Source organism: Vitiosangium sp. GDMCC 1.1324 (assembly GCF_003044305.1).
Taxonomy (GTDB): Bacteria; Myxococcota; Myxococcia; order Myxococcales; family Myxococcaceae; genus Archangium.
This window is the reverse complement of record NZ_PZOX01000037.1, coordinates 1-16,182: the sequence shown is the minus strand read 5'-3', so window position 1 is coordinate 16,182 and position 16,182 is coordinate 1. Positions and strand designations below refer to the sequence as shown.

Below are 16,182 nucleotides of genomic sequence, written 5' to 3'. Positions count from 1 at the left end.
TCCCGCGGCTCAGCGGCCGGCCCGATCCACGAGCCTCACTGCCGGATCTCCCAACAGCGTGTAGTGGGTGACGTCGTGACGCTCCATCCACAGGTAGGCGCGCTCCGTCATGTTGGAAGCCAGGGGCTGAGCGGAGGACTGGGCCACCGCGTCCGCCTGGTAATGCTTGCGCAACTCCCGGTCTGCCTTTGAGGCGTAACGTGACAGGGAATGGAGCGCCGGCCCCGCCCGGTGGCCTTCCACCAGACTTGTGAGCACCTCCTCCAGCCGGTTGGTATGTGTCTGCCCGGTGCGGGGATCGTGAAAGGCGCAGATCCACGCCTGGTCCAGGTGACCGATGACGGCGAGCGGCCCCTCGGGGTTGGCCAGCGCCGCCTGGGGCAACGCCGAGATGAACGGCCGGGTCCCCACGGGGCGGGAGCGCTCGACGCCCTCCAGTACCCGTTTGTGCATCTTGCGTGCGCGCACGAGGTGCTCCATCCACGGCTGGTACACGCTGCGCACCGGCGTCCCCGCGCCGAAGCAGGCGAAGTAGAACCAGATACCTCCGGGAAGGAACGGCCCCTGGTGGACATCCTCGGCGGTCAGCTGGGTCCAGTCGCCGAGCCACATGTTGCCCTGCGTCTGCCGCTGTTCTTCCGCGCTCCGCCAGCCCGACAGCGGCCCTCCGACGCCATGGCTCAACGTGAAGAACAGGCTCGGCTCCTTCACACCGGCCAGCTCCAACAGCCGCCCCTTGGCTCCTGCCGGCAATTCCTCCGTCACCAGACTGCTCGTCGGGAAGTAGCCCTGCGCACGCGCCTCCGCACACCGCCGGGCCGCCGGGCCGGTGATGAAGTCGTGGCCACTCCGCACCTGGGACGACCCGTCTTGCGCGGTCAGGAAGACGGCCCGGGCCTTCCTGGAGCGTGCCGCTTCCCGCTCTCGGTCCACCACCTTCTCCACGTAGGCCGCGAAGTCATCCTCCCGCTCGAAGGGTAGGCGTCCCACGAAGCAGGAACCATCGCCCGTCATCTCTTCCTGCAGTTCCATCGAGAGCTCTTCCGGCGTCCCGGCGAGCAGGACGTATCGGGCGTGCTCCCGCGAGGACTGGGACGTCGGATACATCTCCTCGTCCACGAATTCGCGAGCCTTGGCCGCGTTCATTCCTGGCTCTGCACGGTAGACAGCCACCGTGCGGCCCTGCTCCTCCGCACGGCGCTCGCACAGCGGCGAGAGGATGGCCTCGAGTGTCCGGCCTCGTGTGTTGTTGGGAACCACGAGCGCCCAACGCTGTTCCCGCAGCGAGTCGGGCTCGGCGGACATGTTGTACAGATGGGTGGGGCTCGGCAGGGGCGCTGGAAGCGGCGCTTCCAGCAGCGACTCCGCCGGCAGGGGAGTCTCGATGACGGGGCGCCCGTCCCCGGCCTGAGCGAGCAACAGTTGCAGTGTCACTTCTTGCCTCCGCGCTTTCTCTTGCCGCCGGTTTTCTTGGTCTCGGTGGCCGTGTCTCCCTCAGTGGGAACGGATGGGCCGGTGCCGCCCGTCTTGTTGTCCGTCATGAGACCGGGCCGGCTGGTGGTTTCGGCCTTGTCTCCCCCCGTGTTGGTGTCGAAGGGCGGCAGGCCGTACGTCACCTGGGCCCCCTCCTTCTCCACCTGCGCCACGAACGCGTCGAGCTGCGCGAGCGTCCCTTGGACCACGAAGATGGCCTGATCCTGGTCATCCAGTGCCCCGTAAGCGGTGAAATTCCCCTGAGCGCGCGATTTGACGATGTAGACGTGCCTTCCCTCCTCGGGATACCCCTCGAAGAACGGCGTGCCATCCCACGTCGAGAAGTCCTGCGGCTCCAACGACTCATCCTGCATGGGCCCTCCCCTTCTCCATTGAGGCTGCGCGTGATTCGGCAGCCGTTCCTCACTCAAAGACGAGGACGCCGTTGACCCACTCGGCGTCCTTCTTACCGTTCAACCACTTCATGCGTTCGTCGCGCGCGGCCACGCTGGCGGGGACGCCTCCACGGCTGCGCTCGCGCACGGCCGCGAAGAAGGCCGACGCGTCGTCGTTCGGAATGGACAGCGTCGCCGCGAGCACCGTGCGCGCTCCCGCGGCGAGGAAGGCATTCGGCAGGCTGCCCTGCTCGTGCAGGGACGAGGTTCCCCGCGCGGCCTCGCACGCCGCCAGAACGACGAGCGGCGCGCCCGAGAGCCGCTGCCCCCGGATGCGGTTCTCGTACAGCGCATCGTTGCCGTCCGGACCCGGGGCAAGCAGCAGGTAGGCCGTGTTCGAGCCCGGGTCGATCTTCCCGTGGGTGGCGAGGTCGATGTCCGTCGCCTCCGACATGGCTGCCAGCACGCGGTTCGGGGTGGCATCCAGCTCCCGGAGGGTCCGGAGCTCCGCTCCCGGCGCGATGGAGGGCGACCACGTCAGGACAGGGTCATTGTGCTGTTCGTTGTACCGCACCTCCCTCACCACGACGTGCAGGCCTCGTCCATCTGGAGGTCGGGGCGCGGTGGGCCGTGTCAGGTAGCGCCAGGCGAACTCTGACGGAAGCAGCCCCGAGCGCCCCTGCAAGGGAGGCCGGGCCAGGACATCCACCGAGGCACAGGGCCGAAGGGCGTCCACCATGTCCGGGGGCACCACGCCCGCGAGGCTCGCCGGGTCGAACCGCGTGCTCCGCTGGGGGATGTACCGGCTGACCAGTTGCCCCTCCGCGCCCCGCGCCACCAGCAGGCTGCGCTCCGTGTCCTCGGTGAGCGCGAGGACGCACCGGCCCGTGGAGGCCAGGCCCAGCTCCGTGCCGAAGCGCTCCAGGGCCGCGGCGAAGTCACTCCTCGCGGCGTCGGCGAAGATGAGAGAGGTGTAGCTGTACGCACGCGCATGTCTCGCCGTGATGTCCTCCGGGGCCGCGGACTCTGCCTCGTGGATGGCCTCCTCCAGCAGCGCACGCCCCTTGATGGGGTCCACCTCCACGAGGAATCGCCCTTGGAGGAGCTTCGTGTAGGCGCGTTGTCCCGGTGTGTTGCCGGGCTCCCGCGCGAGCGCCTGCTCCACGATTTGAGCGTCCCGGGGGGAGCGGCGGATGCGTGCCACATCCACGAGCGCCTCGATGCCGTGCTGTGTGAGCGGCAGTCCGACGTCCACGGCCCGGTCCAGCTCGGCCCGCGCCTCATCCAGCTCCAGGGCCTGAATGGCCAGGTGGGCGAGGTTCTGATGGATGTTCCGCAGGCTCGTCCGGTCGCCCCCGGACATGAGGAGGGCCTCACCGAAGTAGGCGCGGCCCAGCGTGACGTCCGCCGCCATGCGCATGGCGTTCCCCAGCGTCTGCAACAGCGTCCGTTCCTGGTCCCATTGGGCCCGCCGCGCCATGGCGAGCCCGGCGCGTGCGTGCCGCTCGGCCTCGCTCACGTGGAAGAGCCAGCCGGATACATGGGACAGGTCGTTCTCGACCTCGACGCACCGGTAGACCAACTGCTCCCGCTTGCATAGGTCGAGCGCCTCCTCGAGCAACTTCCGCGCCCGGTCGTAGCGCTCCTGCTTCTGCTCCTGGGTGGCCTCCACCTGGAGACCCAGCACCCGGAACCAGGGGTCCGGGCTGGTACGGGTCCGCTCCAGGAGTTGACGGGTGTATTGCGGAAGGTGCGGGACCGCATACGTGAGCGCGCCCAGGGCGATGTCGTCCTCACCCGAGGCAAGGAAGGTTCGGAGCAGGGCCTCCTCATCACCCGAGGCCACCTGCCCCGTCATCAGCCGGGCATATTGCGCCGCCAGGGAAGCGCGGACGGAGAAGTTCCGTGCGGCGATGCGCTGGACGTACTCCTGGAGCACCGTGCCGCCTCCTGCGAGCCCATCCAGCGTGCTCGCGAGGGGAAGGAACGCGCGCACCTCCGCGGCGGACGTCCGGGCACGCACGGCGTGATAGAAGTCACGGCGCATCAACGGGACGTCGGCATAGCGGAGGGCCTCCGTCAGCGCGGGGACACCTCGGGAGATAAGCTCGAATCCTGCTGTGTCCGCGGCCTCCCAATTGGCCTTCCGCTGCAGCACGCCCTCGAGCCGCTTCCGCTTCTCCCGGGCCTCGTTGCGCCATTGCGCATCTGTCTCGGTGCGCTCCAGCGCCGCGAAGTCCTCCATGGCCAACAGCGGCAGCCCCAAATCCCGGTACACCAGGGCGCGATTCCACCGGGCCTGGACATGTGTGGGCGCCCCTCTGAGCACCTCATTGAACAGGCGCAAGGCCTCGCGCAGTTCCCCTGTCCTGAGTGCGTCCTGCTGCGCCTGGGCGTCCACATAGTGGGCCACCCCCAGGTCGCAGAGCACGTTCGCGTCCCACGTGCGCTCGCGCCGCATCCGCTCCAGGAGTTGCTTCGCTCGTGGGGTGTCGGGCGTGCCGCCAGCGAGGTAGGCCGCGACGAGCTGCGGCAGGTCTCCCCACTTCTCCAACTGGCCCATGACGGCATGGGAGACCTCGGCCCCGCTCGGCGCGTTCGCCGCGCCCATGAGGGATTGGACCATCGGGTGGTACGTGTCCGCTGCGGGGTAGGTGACGCGCGCTTCCAGTGTTCGCTGCTGCCGGGCCCACAGCTCGGGCACCGCTCGCGACGTCGGCCCGCCCGTGAAGCGCGGGATGATGAGCAGCAGCAGGACGGCCACGGCGGAAAGCACCGCCGCACCGGCCGCCAGCCAGCGGTTCCGGGGAATGGCGTGCCAGGGCACCTCGACCGGGCCGTGCCGCTCGAGGTAGCGCCGGCCGAGTTGTTCCAGTTGCAGCAGCCGGGTCAGCTCCGTCTGGCACCGCTCACACTCAGCCAGGTGCATGCCGAAGGCCTGGGCGTCCGTGGGCGGGAGCTCTCCATCCGCGAAGGCCTGGAGTGAGTCGCAGGGCGTGGACATCAGTGGGTTCCCTCATCGAGGTAGGGCTTGAGCAGCTCGTCGAGCCTCTGGCGGGCGTCGAACATGCGTTTGGCCACGGCGTTGGGAGACACGCCCAGCTTGCGGGCGATCTCCTTGTTACCGAGTCCCTGGGCGCGGAGCAGGAAGGTGAGCCGCTGCTGCTGGGGCAGCTTGTCGACGGCCCAATCGAAGCGCTCCTGGGTGATGCGCTCGTACGTGTCCGGGTCCGCTCCCTGCGCCAGGGTCCAGCGGGTGATGGTCGGATCGTCTTCCGCCTTCTTGCGTCCCATGGCGCCTCGGAGCAGGTCACAGAAAAGATTGTTCATGACGCGGATGAGCCAGCCGCCTGCCCGTGCGTCGTCGAGCTCGCTCAACGCACCGCCAAAGCGCTCGATGAAGCGCAAGAAGGTCTCCTGCACGAGGTCCTGGGGCTCGATGCCCGGGGCGCCACGGCAGAGTCGTTTGGCAATAGGCAACAGCAGCTTGTCGCACTTCGCGTGCCACTCGTCGAACTTGCTGGCCACAATCTCCCCGGCGCTCGTCATGATCGCGTCTTTGCTCCGTCCCCACAGGGGATACGGAGGGCGCGCCGGATATTACGTCCCGCCCTGCGAGCGGCCGGGCGAGATCATGAGCGGCGCTTGGGCTTGGGGGTGACGCCTCCAGTCCAGGGGACCTCCACATAGCCTTCGGACTTCCGGAAGTTGAAAAGCTTGAAGGTCGCCTGGGTCTTGGGGTTGTAGGCCCTGCCCAGCGCCGCCGCCAGACTGGCCGGGCACGCCATCGCGAGCCACACCTCGCGGACGCCGGGCCATTCCGCGTGGATGCGGTCCAGGTAGGCGCGGAACTCGTCCACGGCCCGAGCCGTGTCCATCGGTCCCCTCACCACTGTGGGAGAGGGACCCCGGGCCGCCACCAAGCGTACCAACGCGGGGGGGTTCTTCGTTCCCAGCCACTTCGCCAGTTCGTCGGGGTGGATGGACAGGTTCACCTCGAGGGTCATGGCCAGACGGCCCTGTGCCGCTTGGCAGGCCTCGGAATCCGGCCAGGCTTCCTCCCGGAAGAACTTCTCCTCGGGGGAAGGCTCCAGCATGGAGTCGTAGCCGCAGGCCCACCTGCCGGTGCGTCCCCGATCTTCCTGGTACACGCGAAGCTTCCACCGGCTCAGCCGCCACCCCAGGTGGAACATGAGCGGCAACGGGGCTCGCCCGAACAGGTGCACCATCGAGACCCGGGTCCCCAGCGCGTCCACGAGTTGATCGGCTTGCTCGAGCGCGCGCCGCCACTGCCGGTCGGTCCTGGGAACATCATCCGCGACCTCGCCGAGGGGTTGCAGCACGACGATGTCCGGGTCTCCCCCCGCGCGTCCCTCCAGTGACTCGATGATGGCGGGGGGCGGCACGGTGAAGTTCACCTCGTAGGACACCACGAGTTCCTCCGGGAACTCGGGGAGGGGCTCGGCGGGCGAGAAGACGATGCGCCGCCCTCCGGAACGGGCCTCTGCGGAGGGTGACTGCGGGAAGAATTGGAGCGAAACCCAGTCGAGCGACGAGGGACTCAGCGCCTCATGGGCTTTCTGGAAGGCTTCGTCGATGGGGAGCTTCTTCTGGCAGAGGGCGTCGTAGAGCGCCGCGGTCATCTTGATGGAGCCGTTCACCGTCAGGGGCATCTGCGAGGCGATGACCGCCGGGATGCCGAGGCGGTGCAGGTCGTGGGCCACGCCTCCGAACATGCTGCCCACCTGTCCGGGGTTGCTTCCATGACAGGCGCTCAGCACGACCGCCTGCAGATCGCCTTGAAAGGGACCGAGCACGTTGCAAACGCTGTCCCCATCCACGCGGATGGGCCTCCCGGGCGGGCGGGGCTCCGTCCAGACGAGTCCGAAGTTTCCTCCAGGAGTGGGCCCCCCATGACACAGGATGTGGAGGAGGCGAAACGGCCTGCCCTCCTGGCGCGCCCTGTCCAGCGTGTCGCGAAGGGAGTCCAGCGTCAGGTGCGCGAGTTCGTCCTGCTCCCGGTTGAAGTCCGGGCACGCCCTCTGAATGGCCTCGCGGTGGAGGTCCTCCGAGACGTCCTCCTCCGCGTTGGACCACGCGAACAGCACGCGGCCATGGCCAGCCGAGGCCTGGGGAACCTGGATGTCGGTGGCCCATTCGAATTGCAGGGGATGGGGCTTGATGGAGCCAAGGCTCCGGTTCTTACGGAGCGTGGTCAGTGCCCAGGGCAGGCTGAACAACTCCACCGCGCTGAAGCGAAAGCGCAATCGGATGGGCGTTTTCTTCGCCTCGGCGTCGAGTAAAGCGTTTTCGTAATGACCCCAGCCTTCCAACTCTTGCAGTACGTCCTCGAGGAACCGGCGCAGCAGATGACCCAGTTGCTTCCGCGCGGCTGACGTTGGAGTCGCGTGCACGAACTCCGCACGCAACTCCTCCACCTTATCCCACCGGAGCTCGGCCACCCCCTGCTTCCCCTGCTTGTGTCGCGCGGAGTACTGCTGCGGCCTTCCGTCGAACGCAAAGGGCTCATTGGGCCTCTTCACGCGGCCCAGCTCGATGGTCAATATGCGTGGTCCAGGCATGGCTTCCTACCGTCCCGGGTAGTCCGTTCCGAGCAGCTCCCGCCAGAGCGCGTTCGCTCCGGCCATGTTGCCCACCCGCTCCAACTCCAGGGCCTGGGCGGCCCTGCGGGCGGCTCCCGATATCCGCTGTTGTCCTTGCAGGAGGTTCGTCTGCCCCACCCCGGAATTGACGGGAGGCCCGAGTCCCGCCGGCTCCGGCCACTGGTCCAGGATGTGCCCGCTCATGAATTGGAACAGGTGGGCCAGGCCTTGCGCGTAGACGGACAGTCGCTCATCGGATTGGAACGAGTCGATGCCCTTGTAGGCCATCACCTCCAGGAGGAATGACGGCACGGGTTTGCCCTGGAGTTGGTTCCAGCGCTTGAGGGCCTTGATGAGCGGCTTGAGCCGGTGCGTGACCCTGGCGTTCGCCGCGTCACAGGCCTCGAGGTGCTTGCGCGGGTTGCTCTGGATCCAATCGCCCTTGCGCACGTCGGGAATCCAGTAGATGCCCTGCCGCCGCGGATCCTCCAGCGCGGGGACGACATCGAAGCCGATGCCCGTCCCGCTGAACTCGATGTTGACCGAGCGGTTCTGCAATCTCGCCTGCTTGCCGGGGAACTCCTGCTCGAGCGCCTGCTTCACGCGCTTCAGGAACGCCTCGGGACCCACGGCCTCGCCCGTGCCGCTCGCGGCCGCCGTGAAGATGAGGAAGAGGTCGATGTCGTGCAGCGGCCGGATGGCCGTACTCCGGCCGTAGGAGCCACTGAGGATGGACTCGCGGGGCCCCAGGTGGCGGCGCACCGCATCGAAGACATTCCGCTCCTGACGCTTCGCCTCGCGGTCCTCGCCCGCATGGAGCTCCAGGTTCTGCATGAACTGCTCGAACGCCTGCGCCACCGTCAGCATCGTGTGGGTCTCCTCTCCTGACAGGGATACGGAGGAGACCTCGGGTATTACATGGGCGGGAACGCCAGACCCGTACCCTTCTTTCTGCCGACTCCCCCATGCGTCTTCCATGCTTACACAGGCACACACCTGTCACGAAGTCGCGAAGGAGAGGCGGCCAGCTCCACTCCGGTGGTGCTCCAGGCAGGGGACGCTCTCCTCCTGCCCTCCCCCGCGCTGTGTACCCTCCAGATCCTGTGGCCCTGAGGGCCCGCCTGTGACAACGGCCAGCAGAAGCAGGTGGAGGCCCGGGCAGCTTCTGCCACCTCGAGACAGCTTGAGCCCCCCGTACGAGCCGCCACCGCCAGCTCCTCGAGCCCGGCCCGGTGGGCCGAGCCGGCGACGGCGGCCGCCGTCGAAGGTGGAGAGGCGTGCCTACTCTCTCCTCCTGGCCACGCTACCCGCGTGGCCTCGCAAGCGACACGACGCGCAGCAATATGCGCTTGGCCGCGTAAAGGCGCTCCCGTTGGTCGGCCTTGACCCGGCTTGGGCTATGCGTGTGACCCGCGCACAGCGCCCACCCCCGCTGCTGCGGGGATGGTGTGGGACCATCCGCCGCAGACGGTCGGTGCTTCTGCGGGGGCGCCACGCCTCCTCGCCCTGGGCTCCCGGGGGAGTCGCCGCCGGCCTCTCCCCCCGGCCTGCTCGTCTCGTCGATTCCGCTACGGGACTGGGCGGTTGACGGGCGGCGGTGCCGAGTGCTCCGTCAAGGGCGAGCCTCTCCTGGAATCGCTTGTCCCGGCTCGCAGAGCGCCCTCCCAGCGGCGCATGGTGTGCCACGTTGGCGCATGGTTTGCCACGCTCACGTCTGCTACGCTGGGCCTATGAGGCGATTTCGTGCGCTGTGGGTTTGGCTCTTCGTTGTGCTCACCTTTGTGACGCTCGGCTGCTACTTCTCCTTCTGGCGGCCGAAGAGTACGGAGGTGCGGTGGTGGGAGGTGGGGGGCGTCCTGGGCCTCTTTGGCGCCGCCCTCACCTACAACCGCTGGCGCTTGAACGAATGGTTTCGGCACCTCGGTGAAGGCGACGCTCTAGCCGAGGAAGGGAGGTACGAGGAGGCGGCGGAGCGCTACGCTGAGGCCCAGCGCTTCGTCATCCGTCCGAGGGAACGGGCCATCTCCCGCTTCAACCAGGGCGTGAGCCTCATGCAGGGTGGAGACTTCGAGGGCGCACTCGCCATTCTGGGGCCTCTGTCTCGGAGTTTTGGCGTCAGAGAGGTGCCAAGCGTGGCCGGAGGCGCCCCCCTCTACATGGCGCTCCTACATGCGCTGCGGGGAAACGGGCCGGGCGCGAGGGCGTGGCTCCTGGAGGCCCAGCAGCGAGAGCAACCCCCTGGCGCGCTTCTCCTGCCAGAGCTGTTGGTGCTGCTTCGCGAGGAGGACCTCCGGGGGGCGGAGGCGCTGCTGGCGCGGAACGCGTCTGCAGTACGGGCGTCGTCGCAGGGAGTCCGCAAAGCCCTTCTCGTCGCTCGCGGCTACGTGCAGGCGAATCTCAGCCTTGGCGTCCACTCGGAGGATGGGGCGGTGGAGCAGCTTGCGCTCCTCCCGGGGGACGTGTCCTTCCTGGGCGCGCGCTGGCCGAGGATGCGCGACTTCCTTCAGGCGCATGGCCTTCTGCGCCGTCCAGCGCGGCCGCCCAGGCCGCCTGTCGTCGAGAGACGCCTCTGGGGGAGCTGGCGGGTGATGTTGGTGGACTACTACCCACTCCTTGTCGCCTGCGCCTTCCTGGCCATCTTCATCGGCCTCGGGGCCCTGGCCAGGGCGGTGGGGCCCGACGCCCGCCCGGACGGTGAAGCTGGGCTCGAGTCGGATTCCCTGTGGCTCTACGCACGCATGCAGGAAAGCGTCGACACTGAGGGCCACCACGCTGACGCCGACAAGGCGGAGCCGAAACCCACCCAACCAGCGGAGGTGCTGGAAGCTGCGGACGTCCACCGCGAGGCACCGGTGGATGCTCGAGGTGTTGCGGCGAAGGTGGTGGGCAAGCCCCACCAGGCCAAGCCAGTTGCCCGTGCGGACCTCATCCGCCGCCTGGAGACGTGTACGCGAGAGCTGCCGAAGGATGAATGGGAGACGGTGAGCTGCTTGAATGAGCTCGCGGCGCTGGACAGGCCCAGGGCGGTGGAGATTGCACGAGAGTGGAGCCGCGCTGCCCTGCCTCCTGATGCCCAGAGTGCCGCCTCGGCGTTGGTTCGGTTTCCCACCGCTGGTGCGCTCGAGGCACACCTCGATTCGCTCGGATTGACGGACAGGGCCCTCTACTCGCTCGGCGACGTGAAGGTGGGGCCGGTGAGCGCCGAAGAGGTGCTCCTCTACAGAGGCCGGGCCATGGCCTTCGATGTGGAGACGGGCGTCTTCCCCAACAGGCATGACGAGTTGCTGCACGAACTCGCCGCTCTCTCTCCAGGAGTGCTGGACGGCTTCCGCTTCGAGGAATACCCACCCTTGGAAGCGGAGGACGAGGCGGGGGGCGGAAGCTACCAGCTCGTCGCCCTGGGGGGAGGCGTGCGCTACGAGGTGACGGCCGCGAACTACGGCGACTGGTACGACCTGGCGAGCGTCCTCGGCTTCCTCAACTCTCTTGCCCGCGCCAGGGGGAGTGACGCGCGGTGGGTGGCCCTGAAAGAAGAGGGCCAGGTGGCCACTGTCGTGACAGGCCCGAGCGCGGCCCTCTCCTCGCTTGTCGCCGATGGGCTGCTTCTGGTGGGGGATGTAGAAGAGTCGCGGAGCGTCGGGCGTGCCTACGACGAACAGATTCTGCGCCACGAGCTCTCGAAGTAGGCGGAGGCTTTGGTGCTCGCGGTATACGCGATTCCTCCCTCCTGCGCGGCAACCGAGCTGCGGCAGCCGGACTCGCCAATGACCATGAGAGCGAGGGAACTCCAAGGACCTGTCCCTCGTGCGAGGTGCCCTCAACGGCTTCTCGCGTGTCGTGCCGGTGTTGGAGGAGGGCTCGTTCGCGAGAGCCTACGGGGGCGGCGCGAGGCCCAGGCGATCGCCACGGTCATCGGCCCGCGTGCGCTCCGCGCCTGCTCAGTCAACCTCCCGGGTGCTCGCCGCTGAGGGGGCGTTCTGCGGCCCTCTCGTCGCCGAGCGGAGCTGCCGCTGTGCGTGGAGGCACTCTGGGTGCGTACCCTCTGGCGGCTCGCCACGTGAGGGGCGTGTGTACATCATGGGGCGGCAGCCGGGCCTAGGAGACTCCTAGGTCGACTGCCGCCCCGGGCGGCGTTTGCGCGCCACCGGTGGCCGCCGAACCGTGTTGCAACGGGTAGGCCGAATTCGGCCTGGTGCCATTTGTCCAGTCCGCGCTGGACAGAACGCGCGCTACCTGTCTGGTGCGTCGTTCGCGTGGGAAAAAAAGTTCCCCCTGTGGGTAACTGGCGTGTGCTCGTGAGGAGCCGCCTTCCCTCCCTGGGGCCGCTAGCAAATGAAGTCCACAGCACCAACGCGCTGCTCGGTGGCACCTGCCCTGCAATTCACCTGACTCCGTGGAGGGCGGCGAGCGCGTCACCGGTGGCCCGGCTATCGCGCACGCTACGTCCTCCACATGGGAGGATGATTATGAGGACGAAGAAGGCCCCGGTGAGAAGCCGGAAGGCTCGGAGGGTAGTTGCGGTGGCTGGGGGCGTGGTGGCGGCACTCGGGCTGTCTCTTCAGCTCGCCTCCGGGGGCGTGGATCTCGCTGAGCGCGTCCTCACGCTGGTGGTGAAGGCCAGGCAGGTGCTGGCGGGAGACGCCAGTGCAGCCGCGTCCGGAACCTGTGAGCAGCCCAAGAAGTAGCGGCAACCGGGGAGAAGGGGCTGGCCGTCCGTGCCGCCCCTTCTGCCGACTTGGCAAAGGGCGCCGTCAACGTCCAGGTGGGCTTCCGGGCTGAAGCGGCTGCAGCTTCACCCGGAAAAGGTGCTGCGGGCCCGGGTATCTGGCCGGGCCCGCTCTGCCCTGCCGGGAGGCGGGGGCTCTGGACAAGGCTGTCCCGGCGCCCCGTCTCTCATTCCGAACCCACTTCGCTAGAGCTCAACCCGGTGCCCCCGTGCCGCTACGCCTCTGGCGCGCTGGCGACGGCGAGGGCCTCGGTGCCTGGGATAGCCTCCCGCCCTGGGGCTGCTCGTCCCTCTCAACAGTGAGGGGGGAGAGCGGTCGCCGGATAGAGGCGCACCGCGCGAGAATGACCTTCCAGCCGTTTCGGGCCGCGGCAGCATCACGGACGATTTCCGCCACCTCTCCCGCATCCACGCGCTCGTCGGAGATTCGCACCGTCGCAGTGAAGTCGGCGGCGAGCTCCCGCCGCTCGGACGCGGTTGACGCTCGCTCGAGCACTCGCGAGTACGCCTCGCACGAGTACGCGAACGTCTCACGCTTGCGGAACTCGATGTCGAGCAGCCACTCCCGCCAGCGGGTCTCGGGGAGGCCCATCGTGCGGCGCTTGCAGTTGTGGAAGGTGTGCGCGGCCTCGTGGACGATGAAGTCAGCGAAGGGCTCGTTCCCGGCGAAGTATTCCGGGGACACGTAACAGGTCGTCGCCTCACTGAGCCCTACGAGGAGCGGCGCATCCTCCCCGAGTAGCTCCGCGCCGACGCTCGCGAGATAGAGATTCGCCAGGTCCCAGGCCGAGCTGTCGTAGGCGTGCTCGCGCAGCAGTCGCTCGATGTTATCGCTCGTCAGGAACACGACGGACTTCTCGAGCATGGCCAGCACGGCGTCCTGCTCCACCCGTGAGAAGAGTCCTCGGACCATCGGCTCCACCTTCCGGCGCGTGAGCGCGATGGTGTCGGTCTCCGGTAGTGGGCGCGGAGTGCGGCCAGCCGCGAGGCGCTTCACTTCCCTGGCGAGCGCGCTTCGCAGGTCGTCGTGCGCTCGCTGGGCACTCTCGAGGAATCCTCCAGGCCACGCTGCGTGATGTGGATCGGTGTCGCCGGTACGGAGGTACCGCTCGAGCTCCTCCGCGATGGTGCGCTGCGTGTCAGTCACGTCGCGATGGTACTCCGAGCCATCGAGGACGGAGTGAACGACGTGGGAGTCCGAAGCCTAGACGGCGACTCCAGGCGTCAACTCCCCCTGTCGCTGGGGCCTACTCATGCTTGTCGCCTCTGACTTGCGGCGGGTGCGTCTTCCGGCCAAGGTGAGCACTCATTCCGGGCGAAGTGGAACACCCGTTCCGGGAATGCCGAGCACCTCCTTTACGGGGGCGTGGGGCTCGCTGAGCGCGTCCTCGCGCTGGTGGTGACGGCCGAGCAGGTGCTGGCGGGAGACGCCAGCGCCGCTGCGGCCGGCACCTGTGAGTAGCCCAAGAAGTAGCGGCAACGGTGGAGAAGGGGCTGGCCCGCCGTGCCGCCCCTTCTGCCTGACTTGGCGAAGGGCACCGTCAACGTCCAGGTTGGATTCCGGGGCTGAAGCGGTCCGCAGCTTCGACTGGACGAGGTGCTGCGGGCCCGTTGAACTGGCGGGGCCTGCTCGGCTCTGCGGGGAGATGGGGCCTTGTGCGCGGCTGCCCCCGCCCCCATCACTCGTTCCTGAATCACTCTGGTGGGACGCCCAGTGCGGAGGGAATTCGCGCGGGCGAACTCTCGCCCCGGAACTCGTGATGGCCACAGCAGCCGCAGGTGAGCGGCGAGGCCATGTGTCTCACTCGGGTCTCGCGGTTCGCTCCATGAACCTGCGCGCTGGCTGGCCGAGGCGAGCTCACCCCGCCCGATGCCCTATGCCTCCTCCAGACCGTTGGCCCGGGGCCAGGAGGAGTGAGCCGCAGCATCGTCGGACAGGGCGCCTCCTGAAAAACGAGAGCGTGTTGTCAAGAGGGGGGGACTTCGGAAAGTACAACCGCCCGAGAAGATAGAGCGTGGCGCTGACTACCCGGAAAGAAGGCAGGGATTTCCTCGTATGATGGGGGCCTGTCTGAGTGGGCAGGTACTTGAGCGCCACCGCATGGGAGCGCATCCAGAGGGCGCGCACGATGAGGACTCACCCGTGGGCCGTGCTGCTGCTGTGCCTCTGGCCGACGCTGGGAGGGGCAATGGAGCCCCTAGCGCCCAACAGCGAGTCTCCCTTGCCGGCCTCACTTTCCACGTGGCGCTACCTGACGCGCCTGGAGGCCACCGGGCTGGCGCTGCTGCCGAGCAGCGGGGGCGGCGGCGTGGAGCGCTACGCCCAGCTGACGCCCATGCTGGTGGTGGACGGCGGCGAGGCCTTCGGCCTCAACCTTGGCGCCCCGGTGCGGCTGCGGCTGGGAGGCGGAGAAGGGGGGGCCGGACTGGTACGCCGGGAGGACTGGGACAGCCTCTCGGACTGGGGGCAACTGGTGCACGCCCTCCGGCTCGGCTCGGACACCTCCCCCGTGGGCCTATGGATGGGGACCCTGGATGGCTACAGCCTCCTCTCCGGGCACCTGGTGCGCCGCTACTCCAACCGGGCCAACCCCGACTACCACCCTGCGGGCGCCTCCCTCACCGGCACGCTGGGCCCCCTCTACGTGGAGGCCTTCGCCTCGGACGTGCTGGGCGCGCGCCTCGCGGGCGCGCAGGCCGAGGTGGACTTGCTGCACCTCTTCAACGGCCCGCCGAGGCAGAAGGGCCGCTACACGCTGGGCCTGTCGGCGGTGCATGACTGGGGCCGTGCCGGCGGCTTTTCTCCGCCGGTGACGCTGGCCCACCTGGACGGGACGGCTGTGGTGGTGGTGCGCCCGGGCTTCGAGCTGCACGTGCTGGGCGGCTGGGGAGGCCGCCCGGGTGTGGGCGGCGCACGGGGCGCGGTGGCCGGAGTGGGGGCGGACGCCCTCTCCCCCACCCTGGACATGAAGCTGCGCCTGGAGGTGCGGCGGCAGCACGGGGGCTTCCGCCAGGGGTACTTCGGCCCCGACTACGAGCTGGGGCGCCTGAGCGCGGTGGGCTCCCCCGCGCTGCCCCAGGCACAGGCGCCCTTCCCGGACGGCTTCTCCGCGTACGGAGAGGCAGTGGTGGCCTGGGATGGAGTACGGCTGGGCGGGCTGCTGCAACGTCATCTGTACCTGTCGCTGGGCGCGGAGGTGTTTGGCTGGGGCCGGGTGGACGTGGACGGACGCCTCGCGGCGCAGCTGGCCCACCGCAACCTGGAAGTGGCACTGAGTGGGCTGGCGCTGGGGCTTGGCCAGCCAGGGGCACGCCACCTGTACTCGGGCCAGGTGCGCTGGCGCTTCGGCCACACGCTGTACGCACTGGCCGAGGGCGGCACCCTACTGTACCCGCAGGCGGACGGGGCGTTGCGGCCGGGCGCCTATGCCTCCCTGGGCCTGGGGGTGGACAATGCGCGCTGAGCCCCTGTCGCTGAGGTGGGCGGCGGTGCTGCTGGGGGCCGTGTTGCTCTCCACCGGCTGTGTCACGCTGGCGCCGCGACAGGGTAGCAGCCCTGCGGAGAGCTCCCACTCCCTCTCCACGTTGCGAGACACGGCGGCCACTGCGGCCCCGCTCGAGGCGCCCTCCCCTCTTGCGTCTACCGAGCTGGGCGAGCACGCCCTCTCAGCTGAGCCAGACGAGCAGGAGCGGCTGCACCGCCGCCGCAGCGCCCGCGGACTGGGCCCGGACGCTGCCCTGGCGAGCTCAGGCGAGGTGCCCGCGTACGAGGTGGCCAGCGCCGGGCCTACTCCCCAGGAGCCGCCCTCGTGCGGAGGGCAGGCCGTGCCTCCGGGCTGGCCCGACTTCTCCTCCTGGGACAAGGAGGCACTGCTCGCCCCCTTCCTCTCGTGCACCTCTCCTGGGGAAGTCCTCGCCCTGCAGGAGCGCGTGGACATGCCCCGGCTGGTGGAGGCCTTGGACGACTGGCGCGCCGTGCGACTCG

Annotated in this window: 10 protein-coding genes and 1 pseudogene; 4 read left to right on the top strand and 7 right to left on the bottom strand. The window is 68.7% G+C overall.

The window, feature by feature from the left end; genetic code table 11:
* Positions 1-9: 9 nt before the first annotated feature.
* From DAT35_RS54765 to DAT35_RS54740, 6 genes are all read right to left on the bottom strand, one after another.
* On the bottom strand, positions 10-1,434 hold the full coding sequence (locus tag DAT35_RS54765; protein WP_108077454.1) for a hypothetical protein: 1,425 nt from the start codon (positions 1,432-1,434) through the stop codon (positions 10-12).
* On the bottom strand, positions 1,431-1,847 hold the full coding sequence (locus DAT35_RS54760) for a hypothetical protein (RefSeq protein ID WP_199243295.1): 417 nt from the start codon (positions 1,845-1,847) through the stop codon (positions 1,431-1,433). Before DAT35_RS54760 ends, DAT35_RS54765 begins: the two co-directional genes overlap by 4 nt.
* A 49-nt stretch (positions 1,848-1,896) precedes the next feature.
* Complete coding sequence (locus DAT35_RS54755; RefSeq protein WP_233262272.1) at positions 1,897-4,872, bottom strand: CHAT domain-containing protein; 2,976 nt, start codon at positions 4,870-4,872, stop codon at positions 1,897-1,899.
* Positions 4,872-5,417: an RNA polymerase sigma factor gene (locus tag DAT35_RS54750; RefSeq protein WP_108077452.1), complete on the bottom strand. Its 546-nt coding sequence runs from the start codon at positions 5,415-5,417 to the stop codon at positions 4,872-4,874. The genes DAT35_RS54755 and DAT35_RS54750 overlap by 1 nt, the downstream gene beginning before the upstream one ends.
* Before the next feature lie 83 nt (positions 5,418-5,500).
* Entirely contained in the window at positions 5,501-7,450 is a 1,950-nt protein-coding gene (locus tag DAT35_RS54745) for an SAVED domain-containing protein (protein WP_108077451.1), read from the bottom strand.
* A 6-nt stretch (positions 7,451-7,456) separates the two neighbouring features.
* Positions 7,457-8,338, bottom strand: a complete 882-nt coding sequence (locus DAT35_RS54740) for a nucleotidyltransferase (RefSeq protein ID WP_108077450.1) — start codon at positions 8,336-8,338, stop codon at positions 7,457-7,459.
* A gap of 863 nt (positions 8,339-9,201) precedes the next feature.
* Between DAT35_RS54740 and DAT35_RS54735 the strand changes: the two genes are divergently transcribed.
* Both DAT35_RS54735 and DAT35_RS58600 read left to right on the top strand, forming a co-directional pair.
* Positions 9,202-11,157 carry a hypothetical protein gene (locus DAT35_RS54735; protein ID WP_146210269.1) on the top strand — a complete coding sequence of 652 codons (1,956 nt, stop codon included), beginning with the start codon at positions 9,202-9,204 and terminating at the stop codon, positions 11,155-11,157.
* Between the two features lie 780 nt (positions 11,158-11,937).
* Positions 11,938-12,156, top strand: a complete 219-nt coding sequence (locus DAT35_RS58600) for a hypothetical protein (protein ID WP_146210268.1) — start codon at positions 11,938-11,940, stop codon at positions 12,154-12,156.
* Positions 12,157-12,390: 234 nt separating this feature from the next.
* On the opposite strand, the gene DAT35_RS54730 is transcribed toward DAT35_RS58600, so the two are convergent.
* On the bottom strand, positions 12,391-13,344 hold the full coding sequence (locus DAT35_RS54730) for a hypothetical protein (protein WP_108077448.1): 954 nt from the start codon (positions 13,342-13,344) through the stop codon (positions 12,391-12,393).
* 982 nt (positions 13,345-14,326) lie between these two features.
* On the opposite strand from DAT35_RS54730, the gene DAT35_RS54725 reads away from it, so the two are divergent.
* Together DAT35_RS54725 and DAT35_RS54720 are read left to right on the top strand one after the other, a co-directional pair.
* Positions 14,327-15,661, top strand: a complete 1,335-nt coding sequence (locus DAT35_RS54725; protein WP_108077517.1) for a hypothetical protein — start codon at positions 14,327-14,329, stop codon at positions 15,659-15,661.
* Positions 15,651-16,182: pseudogene (locus tag DAT35_RS54720) on the top strand (hypothetical protein); the annotation flags it as partial. The gene DAT35_RS54725 and the pseudogene DAT35_RS54720, both read left to right, overlap by 11 nt.

Coding starts and splice junctions, on each gene's coding strand:
- DAT35_RS58600 (WP_146210268.1), top strand. CDS start 11,938: ATGAGGACGAAGAAGGCCCCGGTGAGAAGCCGGAAGGCTCGGAGGGTA.
- DAT35_RS54740 (WP_108077450.1), bottom strand. CDS start 8,338: ATGCTGACGGTGGCGCAGGCGTTCGAGCAGTTCATGCAGAACCTGGAG.
- DAT35_RS54755 (WP_233262272.1), bottom strand. CDS start 4,872: ATGTCCACGCCCTGCGACTCACTCCAGGCCTTCGCGGATGGAGAGCTC.
- DAT35_RS54735 (WP_146210269.1), top strand. CDS start 9,202: ATGAGGCGATTTCGTGCGCTGTGGGTTTGGCTCTTCGTTGTGCTCACC.
- DAT35_RS54760 (WP_199243295.1), bottom strand. CDS start 1,847: ATGCAGGATGAGTCGTTGGAGCCGCAGGACTTCTCGACGTGGGATGGC.
- DAT35_RS54750 (WP_108077452.1), bottom strand. CDS start 5,417: ATGACGAGCGCCGGGGAGATTGTGGCCAGCAAGTTCGACGAGTGGCAC.
- DAT35_RS54745 (WP_108077451.1), bottom strand. CDS start 7,450: ATGCCTGGACCACGCATATTGACCATCGAGCTGGGCCGCGTGAAGAGG.
- DAT35_RS54725 (WP_108077517.1), top strand. CDS start 14,327: ATGAGGACTCACCCGTGGGCCGTGCTGCTGCTGTGCCTCTGGCCGACG.